The 15,810-nt window shown below is 39.7% G+C and carries 4 protein-coding genes and 2 pseudogenes; 3 read left to right on the top strand and 3 right to left on the bottom strand.

The features are described from left to right. Positions 1 to 456: 456 nt before the first annotated feature. Both LEP1GSC059_RS12855 and LEP1GSC059_RS12845 read right to left on the bottom strand, forming a co-directional pair. Positions 457 to 7,461: pseudogene (locus LEP1GSC059_RS12855) on the bottom strand (SpvB/TcaC N-terminal domain-containing protein); the annotation flags it as partial. A gap of 567 nt (positions 7,462 to 8,028) precedes the next feature. After that, the gene (locus tag LEP1GSC059_RS12845) at positions 8,029 to 12,486 is read right to left on the bottom strand and encodes an LIC12048 family lipoprotein (protein ID WP_201028159.1); all 4,458 of its coding nucleotides are present in this window, start codon (positions 12,484 to 12,486) and stop codon (positions 8,029 to 8,031) included. Positions 12,487 to 13,725: 1,239 nt separating this feature from the next. On the opposite strand from LEP1GSC059_RS12845, the gene LEP1GSC059_RS12835 reads away from it, so the two are divergent. From LEP1GSC059_RS12835 to LEP1GSC059_RS22070, 3 genes and pseudogenes are all read left to right on the top strand, one after another. Further along, the gene (locus LEP1GSC059_RS12835; RefSeq protein ID WP_017215469.1) at positions 13,726 to 14,190 is read left to right on the top strand and encodes an LA_1841 family salt-regulated protein; all 465 of its coding nucleotides are present in this window, start codon (positions 13,726 to 13,728) and stop codon (positions 14,188 to 14,190) included. Positions 14,191 to 14,267: 77 nt separating this feature from the next. Further along, on the top strand, positions 14,268 to 14,405 hold the full coding sequence (locus tag LEP1GSC059_RS24965) for a hypothetical protein (RefSeq protein ID WP_020980866.1): 138 nt from the start codon (positions 14,268 to 14,270) through the stop codon (positions 14,403 to 14,405). A 54-nt stretch (positions 14,406 to 14,459) separates the two neighbouring features. Continuing rightward, positions 14,460 to 14,831, top strand: a pseudogene (locus LEP1GSC059_RS22070) (integrase core domain-containing protein); the annotation flags it as partial. Between the two features lie 346 nt (positions 14,832 to 15,177). Here the strand turns inward: LEP1GSC059_RS22070 and LEP1GSC059_RS12825 are convergent. After that, positions 15,178 to 15,804 (bottom strand): hypothetical protein, encoded by a 627-nt coding sequence (locus tag LEP1GSC059_RS12825; protein WP_017215466.1) that lies wholly within the window; start codon positions 15,802 to 15,804, stop codon positions 15,178 to 15,180. Positions 15,805 to 15,810 lie beyond the last annotated feature (6 nt).

The raw sequence follows: 15,810 nt of genomic DNA, 5'->3' as shown, positions 1-15,810 counted from the left end.
TAGTTCGGGGTTTGTTTTTGGTGTTTTTTCGAGAAGAGAATTTTCAACAGGCTTTGCATTTTTTGCAACTCCTTTGGAATTTCCTTTAGCCATCCCAAATAGAGGTAACCAATCCAAAGCAGACTCAGTAGCTCCTTCAATAGCACCTCTGGTTTTACCCTTACCATAACCTTCTTTGTAAAACTCAGATTGAGAATTTCTAAACTTATCTTTTTCATTTGCTGCTTTTTGGCCTTTTACTGTACCACCGGTAATTACATCAAGAATTCCGAATGAAGTTCTGTCTTTTCCAGAACTATAACCATCTTTCAAACCACTTAAATATTCTTTGGCTGCTTTTTCAGTTCCTTTTGGTCCTGCCTTCTCTGACACTTTCCCTTGATATTCTTTAGATTCTGCATTTGCATATGGATTTGCATTTAGAAGTTTACCAGGATGGAGTGGATCACCAGCAACCAAATGCCCACTTGGATCCTTCGCCCCAATCGGATTCCCCTTAACATACGAAAACCGGTTCCAACCTTGAGTATCAAACTCACCGTCAATGATCGTATCCGCACTCGTAAACCTCGCAATCCCCGGATCGTAATACCTCGCATTGAAAAAGAAAAAACCAGACTCACGATCCAGTTCCTGAGAATTAAACTTAGGAGAAAAGTTCAAATCTCCACGTTGCACAAACGTCTCACCGTAAGGAAGGTATTGCATCTGAGAAAGAGTATTCCCTTCATCGTCTAACACGGTTGATACGGAGTCTACTTGATCAGTCAGGTAATAAGCAAGAGCGCCAGCCTCGTTTAACGCAGCAATACGAACACCGTTTAAGTAAACGTTATTCACGCTTGTAATCACGTTTTCAGATTCGATAAACTCCAAACCAAAGAACTTACTCGGATACAATATCTCTACGTTAGAAAAAACATTATTCTTCGGTTCTAAAGAAGATTTCCTGATCCGAAAACCACTCTCGTCATACCAGTAACTACCCAGAATCGCATTGTTCCCATCTTGGATCTGGGTAATCCTGTCTTGAGAATCAACACTGATCCGTTTCGTTAAGTCCTTAACATTGTCCCTTTGTCTGGTTAAGTTACCGTTTGCATCGTATTGTAAAGTAAGAGCATCTGCACCCGTCCTACTGGAGTCAATGTTCGTAACTTGATGATTTGTGTATTGATAACTCCAAACATCCGTGATGTTACCACTCGCAGGATCATGAAACCGTTTAGAAGATAAGTTTCCATTCTTTGCATATTCAAAAGACTGCTGAAACCTTCTCGAAAGATTCCCATCCGCAATTCCTAAATAACTGCCATTAGCAGATGTAAGACGACCCAGACCATCATAACCATAGTCATATTGAGTATTGAAGTCGGAAGTAGTATTTGCAACATTCGTAATGTTGTTGTTCGGATTGAAAGAATAAACCGCGTCTTGGAGTGTTTTTGCATTTCCGCCTACATTCCCGGAAGAATTGAGACGAACCATTCTCCCCTTGACGTCATAGCCGTAACTGGTTGTAATCCCGTTTCCAAGTATAAGGCTAGAAGTCTGACCGAATTCGTTGTAAGAAATGTTTTCAACTATATCTTTGTTACAAAAGCCAGGTAGAATTCCATTCGTGTTGACTTGAACAGAAATCCCAGAGATATAACCGGCAGAACCATATTCGTAACAAGCCCTCATTCTTGCGTGAGAAATCGGATGTTCTGGATAGTCAATACGAGTTACACGACCGAGTAAATCATATCTAGTTTCTGTAATATATGGTCCCCCGGTTTCTGTCGGAAGAGGATTTCCTGCGGAAGTTGCAAGAATCGTGCGAGTTTCTTTTTTAACTCTTCCTAATTTGTCGTAACTAAAGGTTTTGTTTTGGTTGGAATCCTCGATTCGTACCAGTCTTCCGACAGAATTCTCACTCCCCGAAAAAGAATCATACGTATATACAATATTCCCTTCCGGGATATTTTTAGTTAAGATTCTTCCGACTGCGTCGTAGGTTAAAGTGGTCGTAACACCTTTCGCGTTCGTGCTTGAAGTCAGATCACCAAACGCGTTGTAGTTGTAGGAGCTCACACCCAAATCAGGATCACTTTGGGCACGTAACTTTCCAAATGAGTCGTAACTCCAATACGTTTGGTTTCTTCCAGAAACGTCTTTTGTAGGAACTCCCGCAAGTGCATTCGGACAACTCATTGCGTTAGAATCGTTTAGGTCACTCTTCTTGATTCTGTTCCCCGCAATGTCGTAACAAAATCCGATCTTCGCTTGGACTCCGTCACTTGCAAAATCCTCTACATACAATACTTCCCCACTCGCATTCTTGACAGTTCGTTTGCTCGTTCCGCTTGAATGAGTTTCTGTCGTTTCAAACGCTGAATTGTAGGTAGTTGTTACGACCACAGGAGAAGTTTCCCCTACTGCCGTCGGTTCAATTGTTTTTTTAATCCTACCAATCGGATCGTATTCAAAACTGGTTGGATTTCTCTCTTCTAAATGCAGAACAAACCGGTCGATCTCTCCAGAACTCGCCCAGTTACTTTGTCCTTTACGAATCACCTTCCCGGTTCCATCATACACAAGTCTACCGGTAAGAACATAACCTCCGTTAGACGCACTTTTGACTGTATATATGTTACGACCCATTCCGTCGGCATATGTGCGCGACGAAAAGTCAGGATCTCCCGTTCCAGTCGGGAATGTTGTCTTTGCAGAAAGTGGAAAGGAGGAATCATAGCTGTAATTTGCAGTTGTAGCAGTTCCTACATCCGTGTCGGAGCTCGTTCGGATCAGTCTTCCAAAGTTGTCATATTCAAAAAATGTTTTGTTTCCGTTTGGATCTGTGGTTAAGGTTGGAACTCCAAACGCTACCCCGTATCCGATCTGATGAGTGGTCGTAAGTACGACACTCCCTCCGAATTTTGTCTCTTGGACTACAAACTGATTCAGTTCGTCGTCGTATTTGTAAGAGTTCCCACGTACAGGACTTCCACTTGTATCCTTTTCAACCGTTCTGTTTCCAAAATTGTCATATTCAAATTCGGTTGTATGTGCGTTTGCAGGTGCAAGCCCGGTTCCTGTGTAGGAACTCACACGTTTTGTAAGATTTCCGCGACTGTCGTAACTCATCACGGAAGTAATCTCGTGGGAACTCCCCGCGAGACTTGTTTGACGAGTCGCTCTTCTTTGATTCGTAGTATCATCTGTTTCAAAATCGGTGATGGACGTTGTGGTAGTAACACCGTGCACAGAATCACTAAAATGATCCGTCGTGCTTTCACTCTTGCGACTAATCTTCGTTCCGTTGATTATGATGTCGGAACTTTGTGTTGTGGTTCTAGAACCGCTTAAAAATTTTTCAATTTTGGTCGTAACAGGAAGGTAACTTGTAACACCGGGGGCACTGACAATTTGTTTTACATCGTGTGTTGTTTGAATGGTTCCATAGTCGTTGTTGTCGTTCCCTACAATACGGGTTTCTTTTTCCGCCCCAGCCAAGGCTCGGTTCATTAGAAAATCAGAATACGGTGTTGTATGATACAGATGAGTTGTTCTTTCCCCATAACCTTCGTGAACGGTAAATTCAGAAAAACCAAAATAGTCGGATTCTTTTTTGCCGTTGATAAAGGAAGAAAATGCAAAACCATTCTTGTATTCGTAGTTCTTAGTGATGCTATTCGAAAAACCGTCATCCAGCGAAACTCTGGTGCAAACTCTGTAACTTGTGGGTAGGTCTGGAATATCGTCTTCCCCCGTGTTGTCAAACTTAGTAGAATTGGAATATTCAAAATCATAAATGCCTCCAATTCCGTTTTTGACTTTCTCGATCACGTCTGGCACACTTCCTGTAGAAAGTGCAAAGTACCAGGTAGGTTCTTTTAAATGAAAGATCCCTATGTCAGTCAGACCGTCTCCGTTGTAGTCTCCTTGGATCCACTGAAAAACGTAGACCTGTGCGATTAAGTCCGGTCGATCCAGATTCTTCACCAAAACGTTGTTAGGTAAAGTAACAACTTTACTCTGCGCAAGATCGTAAATTTTATCTTCTCCGCCAGAAACTACAATCGGATTCCCGCCCGAGTCAAAACGGTCCGAAAAACCAACAACACCCGCGTTATATACGTTTTTTTGAATATTCGTAGAATTGATTTTAACTTTGGTAAACGAAGTCCCGTTGTCTAAGGTTTTACCAAAAACGATCTCACCCGTGTTTGTAAGTGCGTATTGTATTCCCGCGGGACTTGCCAAGTTGTAGTCTGAGGTTGTAATCGGAAGTGAAAACTCTCCCGTCAAACGTTTGAACTGGATGGCGTTTGAGTTGATGGTTCCCAAATACCATTTGTGAACTGTGGTCCTTCTGTCCACAATTACGAGTTGTGCCTGTGTGGTGGTAAATTTCCCCGAAAAAAAACTAAATTCTTTTCTTCTCTGGCGATTTTCGTTTGTTCCCGCTTGGAAAAGATCGTTTAAGTCGGTCGGAGTCAAATCTCCTGTTGGAGTTAAAAACTTAGTTCCACCGAGTCCCGACAATACAAATCTTGCGTTTGCGCCCGAGGTTTGATCGTCTAAAACTAACACAGACTGAGCAGTATTATTCTCAAAATAGTCAAGCGCGTAACCGCTGTTATTTGGATCAAACTTAGAAACGTCCGTATCACTCAACGTAGCTAAATTCAAAACATCGAATGTAGTTCCGTTTGTGTTTTTCAGAACAAAAAATTGATTGGTGGTCCCCTGTTTTTTGTAAAATAGGACTTCGTCTTTTAAATTGTTTGAGTACCTGTCCGGTTTTCCACCAAAAAGAGAAGTGATTCCTGTTCCTTCCGGGTTAAAAGAAGTGTTCACTCGTGAGGCAAACGAGTTGCCTTGTTTCAAATTCCAAACGTTTTCCTTACGGTTAAAGATCAAAAGTTCGGGAGTAGAACTGCAGTCGTTGGAAGTAAAACAACCTCCAAATACAACTTCTCCTCTGCCAGAGTTTAGATTTCCATCATATTTGTAAGAAAGTAAAACAGTCTTAGTGTTGTTAGATGCACTAAAACTAGTTTTACCCGATTCTATTTTTACCTCGTCCTTTGGAAGAGGAGTTTTCATAATTCTGTCCGAATCGGGTCCATAGCTCATGTCGCTGTAGATTTTGTATCTAAATCCGTTTTGTGTGGATTCTCCGATCCAGAATTTGCCGTCGTTTGCAGAATAAAACCCGATGTCTGTTCTACCGTCCCCGTTAAAATCACCTTGGAGCCAACGAGTTACTGTCTTGAACTGAGGGGTTCTAGACCAAATTTTAAAGTTGATGGTTCCTTCTCCGGTTTCGCCTAACGTCCATTCTCCGGAGGAACGATCGAACAGTAGAAAGTCCGAAAAACCATCTCCGTTAAAATCCCCACTAAACCGGTCGTGAGAAAAAAGTGTTTGTTCGGGTGTTGTAAACACTTTGTAGAGTTTCCACTGCATTTGAAAGTAAACGGAATCGTTTTTATTTGGATTACGATGATTTTCACCTACAAACCATTTGCCGGACCTGGAATCATACAAAGAAATATCCGTTCTTCCATCCCCGTTATAGTCTCCTACAAGGAAGTTTACCTTGTCTCTATCCTTTCCCGGTTTTGTGGAATCGTTTGTATTCGAACTGTCTAAATTAGAATCTGGTAAATAATCATTTCTGAATACGTTTTGAAATTTTTTACTAAATCGTAAAAACTCAAAACTTCCGCCCTTGTTGAGCATCAAAGTCCACTGACCTGTAGGCTCGTCAAATAGAACCGAATCCGAAAGTCCGTTTCCGTCGTAGTCTCCGGAAAACCATTCCATCCGAAAAATATCCGGAACAGAACTCATCAGTCTTCCATACGACTTGAATTGGAAAACCCTTCCGTCGTGTTCTGCTACGATAAAGTCTCTTGTAGAAGGAAGATAAAATGCGATGTCACTTCTTCCGTCTCCGTTGTAGTCTCCACTTACGTTTCCTTTAAAAAATCGGATCTTTTCTAAAGAGTCGTATCCTTGATACCGGTTTGCATACAGTTTAAAGTTATATCCTCCTTCTTTTCTTCCTTCGGCCGCCTTCCAGTTTCCTGACTTCGGATTAAAAAAGAGGATGTCTGAAATCCCATCTCCGTTATAGTCTCCTTCAAAATACTGTGTGGAGTTTGGATCTTCTTCTATTTCGGATGAGGTTTGATTGATTACGTTTTGCCAGGTAAGTAGTCTGCTGGAAGTTTGATAAAAAAACTCTGGTTTTGTCGTATTTTTACTGGATTGTATGTTTTTAATTCTAGGTCTTCCCGAATCCGGAGAAGTTTCGTATTCTGGAATATACTCATATACCTTTCCTCCGCCGTCCCATCCTACTTCGATTCTTTCCAAAATTCTGTCCATTTTCATGAGAAACCCGGGAGTAGTGGAAACGTAAAAATCTTCTCTTTGTTTTGTTACAAACCTTACGTATTGGCGGGCGGGGAGTCCGCTTTTTGTATTTCCTGTATATCGTATTTCTTTTAAATACAAGTTTCTATTTTTGGAATATTCTGAATTATCATAACTGGCCTGTAGATAGTTTCCGTTTTTGTCTTCTGTTTTGGAAAGATACCAGCTGTATGTCTGGCTTGGATTTGTGGGATTGTAGATTCTATCCCCGCTACTTTCTCCGTAGATGGTTTTAGTTCCGGATGTATCCAATACTTCCCAGACACCTCCGCTTTCTATTTGAGAAAGTTTGAATATTAAAAAGTCTTAATTTGTAATTTCTGCTCGGTAGATTCCGTTTTCGTTTGTTGTATTTCCGCTTACCTTAACAAGCCTCGTTCCATTCCAAGTAAAACTGTCCCGAGAATCGTAATACAAGGCTCCATACTCTGGGGTTCTTGTTATATTTCCAAGTCCTAGACTCCATCCCACTCCAAGCCATCCGTCTCCTCCTGTAGAAGAATATGTTATGCTGAGTTTTGGTTCTACTCCCGCACGTCCGGGTGGTGTGTGGATCGGATACGTTAGGCTTATGTTTCCATAGTGGCCCATTTCCGGGGGTGCTACAAAAGAAGCTCCTGCAATTGGTTCCGCTTTTGTTTCTGGGTCGTCTATCGCCTGGCTATAGTTAGTCGAGATGGAAAAAAGGTCGCTTCCTTCCGGTGCGGGTGCACTTCCGGGGGATCCAGATCCAGGGCCGCCACCTACCCCACTTCCAGATGAGGGAAAACTGGCTCCGTTTGGGATTCCGAGCAATGCCCACCACCAGTTGTTGGACTTTCCTTTTTTTCCAGGCAAGATTCCGCACGTAGTCGTCAACAAAAAACAAGAGAAGAGTAGTATATTGATATATTTGAATGTATGAGTGCGGTTTAGTTTGCAGAATATTTCTAAAGAATTAAAAAAGATCCTTTTCTTTTGCGGAAAAGTCTTTTTTGTATACGCGTTTTGTTCTTTCTCTGTGTTTCTATTTGGCTCTTCTACGTTCATCTTGTTTGCTTTTTCTTTTCGTTTTTTATTAAATCTTTTTTTTTAATTTCGCTTTTGTCTTTGTTTATCTTTGAACTTTAGTACATTTTATTTTTATAATATACTTGTTTGTTATTTAAAACAAAATCGTTCAAAAACGATAAAACCTAGATCGTTTGGAGACGAATTTTCCTTTTGGCGTTTTAACCCTGTCATTCTACTTTCCGAAAATCTTTAAAATGGGTATATTCTCGGAGACTTTTTTGAAAGTGTTCCGACAGGAATCATACTTTTTACTTGCAAAAAGTATGATTTTGTGGTAGAGAAAAATCTACCGAGTTTTCCCACCACCTCACCCCCCACCCAAATAAGGGTGGGGCCGAGTATTACAAAAGATTGTAGTAATTCCGACAAATTGAAGATTTGATATTTATATAATTTCACTTTCATCCTTTCCATTTCTAAAAACACCAAAGGCAGTTTTATTTTTCTAATGCAAATCGAGTTGCGAAGAGTTAGGAGCGAGCAGAAAGAATTCACTTCCGCAAAGCCGGAAGGCCTTAACCACTAACTCCTAAAACCTATCTACTAGTATTTGATCTTAGCTCGGATGGTATAATCCCTTTCGATCAAAGGAGACACAAAGAAGTTGTTCAGCCCGTATTTCAAAGCTCCTGGGTTAGCAAGGTCTACTTTAGCTCCTCGTATTCTTTGTTGTGTTTTGTCCTGAGAAGTCCAAGTCACAAGTCCGAGCCCGTTCGTGTTGATCGCCGAACTAGGATTCCACTGAGAACCCTCATTCGTCGTACTGATCTGAAATTCTTTCGGACCGTCTACGGTAAAGTTAGTTACATCGCAGACTCTTCCCCAAACGGTTCGTTTGGTTCCGTTGGTTTGATCCCACGTTGTCAAAATCTTATTTCCAGAAAGAAAGGCTGGTCCCGGCGTTCTTGAATCCGCGTTACCCACAGCTAAAACGAGAGAATCCGGAAAAAGCAATTGACCGGTTTGTAAATTCACCGCTTTCAAACGAAGTTCTTTTGAATTCTTACGATACGTCAAAAGTCCCGTATCTTCAAAAGAGGAAAAAACCAAGTAATCAACTGGACCCGTTTCCAAGGTTACGCTGTCGGTTCCGATTAAATTGGAACTTGCAATATCGATCCCTCTTCCAAAAATCACACCGTCGTTTCTGCGCCAGATCACAGTCGCCTTTCCGTTGTTTGCTTTGACGGAGTAAAAATCGATCGGTCGAACCGTTTCGGAGATGATTACTTTATCCACGCCGATTCTGGTTCCTGTATTCAGATTGAAAAGGCTACTTATGAAGCTATGATTTTCCGAACCTATCGTTTTCAAATTGGAAGCGATCACGATCTGATTCTCGTTTGTTGCATCTACGCTAAAGTCGTACTGACTTGCAGGTGTATAGACTGGTGGCAATGCCATCATAGGCATAAACGACCATGGAGCTTCATAAATGTCCCCAAATCCTTTGATCATACTACTTCCACCTTGAAAGACTCCCGTATCTGTATTCAGGATTCTCAGATTGACCGAATACGTTCTAGAATACAGATCGCAAATGAAAAAACCAGAACTGCAAGGGGTCATGGTTACAGAGGGAGAGGTTGCCATGGAAAAATCGTTCCAAACAATCGCCGCCTTCCCATTTCCGAGTACTACATCTATACTTTTGAAAAATGGATTGGTACTGGAATTGTCCACCATGGAACCCGGTGGGGAAAATCGAGTTACGACTAACGCTTCATTGACGAGGGATGTAGCCGTTGTCAGATCCCTCAAATTCGCGTAGATATTGATTCCACTCTCCCAAACAATCACAGCTTTTCCGTTTTTCGCTCTGACTTGGTATTGTCCGGTAGAAGCCGTAGTATTGATGTTAAACGGATTTCCGAGCGCTTGCCCCGTACTGATCTGATAGTATCTTCCAATGAGAGTCGTACCTTGTCTCCAAACTGAAATCGACATGTCTCCCGTGCTTGCAATTCTCGCGTCTCCCAAACTCTGAGCGTTTACATCGGCACTGATTGTAAAATCAGTGTTTGTACTTTCTAAACGATACGACTTACCACTCGGAGCAGTCAAACGAACCAGACCAGAATACAAGAAATTACTAAAGTCTCCACCATCCGCCCAAGAATTCCAAAGAGCCACACCTTCGTTGTAGATCCCCATCCAGTTGAGAGAGTTTAAGTCTGGAGTAAAACCCAAACAAGAACCGGGATGAAATGGAATCGAAGAACAACTAACGTTCCCACTCGAAACAAACGGCTTGTATTGAATCTGATCAAAAGAGGTAGAGTTAAAGGAAGAGTTCACAAAGTTGTTCCAGTCGGTTGTAAACCCTGTATCCATGGAAAGCCTGACATCTGGAGAAGTGAGAGTTCCAGGAACATACACCTGAGTTGTTTTTGGAGCGTCTATTTGGATCAGACGATCTAACTGAACGTCAAAAGAACCGTCCTGTGCCGCAGGTAAAACCTGAACCACTTTGTAGTTTGTAGAATCCCCTTGGATAAAAAAGTTGTCTCCTACGTTCACAGAACCGTAAGAATTCGCCACCTTCACAAGGCTTGTACCTTTTACGATCGGAACTCCCGATTCCCCTTTTAACTTACGAACCTGAGAAAAGTGTAAAGGCCAGATCGTTTTACGATACGCACTATTTAAAGAAGGCCGAATATACAATTTCACTAAACTGATCGCAGGATCTACAGTCGTGCTGAGCGTAGGAAGTTGTACACAAAGTGTATACGTCTGGCTGATAAAGTCCAGTGTAGTTCCACAGTTTTTCAGCTTGTAAGGATCACTCGAACTCAAGTCCTTGATAACATGAAACCAATCCGTTCTGTTTCCGCCAAACCCAAGACTGATTTCAAAATCGGCCGCTTGGTTGATATTGTAACGATCCGAAGAAACTTGAGGATTGTAATTGAAGTTTGTAAAATACTGATACGGACCTGTGTCCACCGCAGTTCCAAAGTTAGGCGAAAGATATTTTGTTTTGTCTAATTTGATTTTTAATTCTACCCTTTCTCCAAAACCTACTTCTCCTAAATAAAGTGAATTTGTATCCGGATAATAAGGATGATTTCCGAGAGTCTTTAAATCCCATTTTGTATTGAGTGGATAACCGTTTCCTGTTTCTAAAGGATTGGTTCCAAACTTTTGTTCTACTTTGATAAAGTCCTTAAAAGAAATATAAACTAAGTCGTAGCTATCTCCCGCCCAGATGATAGAATCCACACCCTTTAATACGGGTGCCGCAACAGCTCCTCTCCAAGGATCAAATCTTCGAATACTTCCAGAGTCGGTCCAGTAGTCCGTTGGAGAATAAAATTTACCCTTGGAATAAATCGCCCAGACTCCTGAGTTCATTTTTTCTGATTCAGTCCATTGGCTATATGGTTTTTGAACACAAGCCGTTCTACTCACTCCATCCGATCCAGTGCTCGTCTCATCCTCACAAGGTATGTTTGTACTAATTCCTCCAAAGGATTGGATTCCTTTTAAGTAAATTCTAGATTCCGCGAGCGTTGGAGCCGATTCAGACAGGTCTATTACATAATCCTTAAACGTAATATTGTCTCCAGAACAAGAAATTCTTTCTAAAGCTTTTTTTAAACTGATCCCTGGAGAAAATACGTCCGCCACTTTTGTGTTACATGGGTTAGAAACATTAGGAGTATCGAATGCTGTGACTCGATACATTTCTCTGACTCCTGGTCCGTATACTTTTACAAGTGCGGTTCTTCCTTTTGCGTTCTCTTCTATGATTTTTAGATTGTTTCCGGTAAAACTAAGTAGAGACGATTTGTAATTGGAATCCGCTACGTGAGTCATGGTATAGTCCACGATCATGATCTTAGGTGTATATCCCGCTGCGATCGCCTTTTCTACTTCCACTGTATTCAAATTTGTTAATTCTACTACGTAAGGTCCAAAGTCTGATCCTCCATATACTTCTACTTCGAACAGACTGTAGTCGTCGTTTCTCAGTCTAAAGGAAGACATAGGAACCAGTTCTCCTCCCGGTGTTTCAAACATCAAAGAACAAAGTATGTTTGATATTTTTACGGGCATGTTGACTGATAGATTTTTAATATACAAAGCGGCTCTCACTACTCCCGCGTTTGGTTCTACCGTAGATGTTTCGTTTACCTTAGTAGATTTATCAGATCGATACTTTCTGGCTTTGTTTGTAGATGAATCCGATTTTAAATTCCAAGCGTCTCGATCGATATTGTTTTTAAAAGGTCTATCCGCCCATTTGGTTGTAGTTGAAGATGTTGCATTCTTTGCATTCCAACTGTCTCTTGTACTATTGCTGTAGTTCATTCCTGTAGATACTAGTCCCATTCCAAAACCGGCGGTCATTCCTGCAGACATAGTTCTTTCGTGAGACTGTCCTAGTTCTGTTTCTGTACTGAATGAATCCTGAAACTGTACGGTTCTTTCGTTTAACTCGTTCTGGTGTATTTTTTCAGACCCTTCGTTTTTAGAAGCCTCAAAGTCATTCGAGTTGATTTCACTTACGATCTGATCGCTTTGGTTCGAAGAATTTTTTAAGATCTGTATCTTTAATGTTACGGGTGGTGCAATCGTTGTTTCGATCTGTGGATAGTCCGCTATCCATACGTTAGTCAGCGTTTCGTTCTGATTTAAAATTCCGTCTCCGTCAAAGTCGTTTACTATGTTCGTTCCAGTCGGATCAATCGTTCCCATCAATGCATTCGAATTTACTAATCTTCCAGGTGGTAGATTAAAGATTGCATCCACGGGTGTGACTGGCGTTGTTCCACTTCCACCCGCTCCGTTGTTTCCCGGTTTTACCGGCACCCCTTCGTTGTTTACCTGGGTTTTTACCGGTTCTGCGGCTAACCAAATCGCTCCCGCCAGATCCACGTTTTCCATTGTGTTCTTATCTTTCTCTAACCAACTACAGGCGGTTACAAAAGATATGGTTAAGAATATTATAATATGAAATATACTTAGATATGTCCTACTACAAACTTTCAACATTTTTCACCTCTTTGTTTTCACTTTTGATCTCAACCGTCTCTTACAAGACACACATTCCGCTTGCTGTCCATCTTACGTCCGTTATGTCTTTGTTTTACTTTGTTAAAGTGTCTTACGTCGTTTTTTCAAAAGTTTCATTTCGACTATGAAAAAAATGAGTCTTGTCGTGGCTACAGGATTTCAAAAAATTCTTATTTTTTGTGATATTATTGCCAATAATGTATCAAGTTTTTTAATTGTTTTCGAGTTAGCGTTAGTTATTCCACCAAACGTTTGTTTATGGATACGTAGAAATTTTGTTTCTCGTTTTATGAAGACGAATCTGTTTTTCACGTCTTTGATTCTTATTTAAATTCATGTTATAACTAAGAATGCGGCCTATATACAATGTTTTGTAGGTTGGTTAAGTTTTTTGGAACTAACATCACAAATCGAAAAACCACCAAATATCTGTTTATTGAAAGAAATGATTTGTGGTATTCTTTTGATTTGTATATCAAAATAATTGTGAGGATATGTATTTTTATTTTTGCTCAGAGAGCTATATAATAAAAACACCGTAATTTTATCGAAAAGCCTATTTGAATGCAAATATTAAGACTCTGTTATGTAGTTATCAACAAAAGAATGACCACACAAGTCAAATATCCGCGCAAAACCGTTGTTACGATCATTCACTAATTAAAAATTTATTTTATAGAGAGTATAAAAAAATGAAAGTTTAAATGGCATCGATATAGTTTTAATTTTTTTGAAATAATCCAATAACGTTATCGAAAAATAAATCTCCTCAGTTTCTTTTTGATGGAAACAGTTTTATTAAATTGAACTATGGAATTTTCAACAACTCTATTGTCTATCTGCAGATGATCATGTTATTTGACTGGCGTTCCCCTACCCTTTCGGTTTTGTATTACTGATCTCTATAAAATTGAGTACCGTTAATTCTTGCATGAGAAAAACTTTTCTAAAAATAGGAGTCTCTATTCCCTATATTTTTAGAATTTGTTCGTAAAATCGTGGTTTGCAGTCCTTTCCACATTTAAGAAATCGATCTATAATGTTTAAGATTTCATTTTTTTAGTATCATGTGATCCTTAAACCAAACTCGTGTTCGGTTAAAATTTCTAAAATGAAAAAATCTATATTCATAATTCTGCAATTAACTTAAAAATAATTTGACCTACAAGAGTTTATTCAAAAATGATCCAAACTCATAAAGGAGAATCAACTTTTTAAATGACAACTTGCCGTTTTAAGTTTGGAAAAGTGTTTATTATATTTTGTTTAGTCGTCTTCGGTTTAGCAAATTGTGCAATGGGGAGTCTTACGATTACTGGAAGAAGTTATCCGCCTCTTTCTGAGACGGAACCCATCGATGTAATTATGAGAGCGGTCCCTGATTATCAAGTAGAACAGATTGGTATTGTAGAAGTTCGCTGTGGACAACTGAATCATTGTATCGAATACGTTAAAGAAAAAGCAAGAGAACAAGGAGCCGACGTTATCATACTAGCCGATTCTGGTATTGTAACTTCCATACAGTATATGCCTGGTACCCAAGCAGGAAATACTTCCACTCCCGGCCAAATTTCAAGTAGTAGCGGTCAAATTCAAACCTGGGAAATTGCTAGAAAAATTCTGATTCCTCGTAATGATACTAAAGGGAACAAAAGTAAGAAAAAAGTTTCGGAAGAAACATAATCGAAAGTTAAATTTAAAACTTACAGACTGTACTAAGATACGGTCTGTTGAACGACCCGTAAACTCAAGTGAATGAATTGAAAAAGCAAGGAATCATAGTTGCACTGCGATTGTTAAGTGTATGGATTCGTCACGATTTGGAGACCTTCTCCAAAAGACTGAAAGCTTTAGAAGCATTCATGGCTCAAGGCAATTCTCCCGTATTAACCGAATAGCAAGTGAAAGCATTAGAAAAAAGGAAATTAGAAAAACAAGTAGAAGGCGTTCGCTTGTTGAGGATTCTAACCGATAGAGGAACCGAGTATTGTGGAAATAGAGAACACCATGAATTCCAGCTATTCCTTGCAATAGAAGATGTAGACCATTCGAAAACAAAAGCAAGGCATCCTCAATCGAACGGGATTTGTGAAAGATTTCACCGAACCATTCAAGACGAATTCTATGCAGTTGCTTTCAGAAAGAAGGTATACAACTCGATCGAAGATTTGCAAAAGGATTTGGATCAGTGGATCGATTCGTATAACTACGAACGAACGCATCAAGGCAAGTTTTGTTTCAGTAAAACTCCGATACAAACTTTTCTTGACGCTAAGGAATTAGCTAAGAATAAATATCTCGACAACTTACAATTTTCGTTATAAACAGCTACGGTGTGTCTGATCTTGGCTATTACACATAAGATATACACTTGATTTTGGTATCAATAGTCGCATTCATTCGACGGCCTGTATATTTGTTTTTTACAACTTCTCCCAAAACATATCCATTCTTACTTGTATTTTCATCTTCTTCCATTTCCTTTATCAACTCACTCTTACACTTTTTTGTTTTTCTCTCGTTTTAACTTCTTACATCAATTGCAGTTTTTCTAATACTCTTTGAGGACTAAATAAATTCCCTACAAATATCAAAACTAAGCTCTATTGTTGTTCCAACATTTTAGTCTTTGCGAAACTCAGGGTTCTCGCATCGCACAGGATAATCCAGTTATTCTTGATTTGCTGGCACATGGTAATCCGAATCAACACCTTGAATGTGTTTCATCTTTCTCAATTTCTCGGCTCCCTCTGCTGTTATACCTGTTGCTACAATACTGAGTGAACCAATAGATGTGAATTTTTTAAAATACTGAATCGCAGTATCATTGATTTTATCATTGTCGTCTAAAAATAATTCTCCCACTTCTTTGAGTTCTGACAGACTTTTAACAGACTCATTCGTTATTGACGTACCTTGAAAATTTATACCGTTCATTCTTTGAACATGGTTTTTCAAACTACATTCTACAAAATTTTTCACTCCAATATCTGTTACATTCTTACTCCAACTTGCCGTCAAATTAGTCAAATTAGTCAAATTAGGAAAACAACAAGTATATCCTAATATTTTATCATCTGTAGTTCCACGATCATCCGTAATTGAGGTTATTTCGTTAAACTCTTTTCTTTGATAATCTGAACCCCATTTTCTCTTGAGATAACCTTCCATTTCTTTACGATTTACTTCACACTCTACAAAAACCGATGACCCCTTCTTTAATTCTTGCTCTTGCTCCTTTATACAAGCTATACTTAATAATACAAATAGTAGTAGTAGTTCATTAACTCTTTGCATATCTTA

It is taken from the genome of Leptospira noguchii serovar Panama str. CZ214 (assembly GCF_000306255.2).
Lineage (GTDB): Bacteria > Spirochaetota > Leptospiria > Leptospirales > Leptospiraceae > Leptospira > Leptospira noguchii.
Note: the sequence above shows the minus strand (reverse complement) of the source record. Positions and strands in the feature narration are given on the sequence as shown.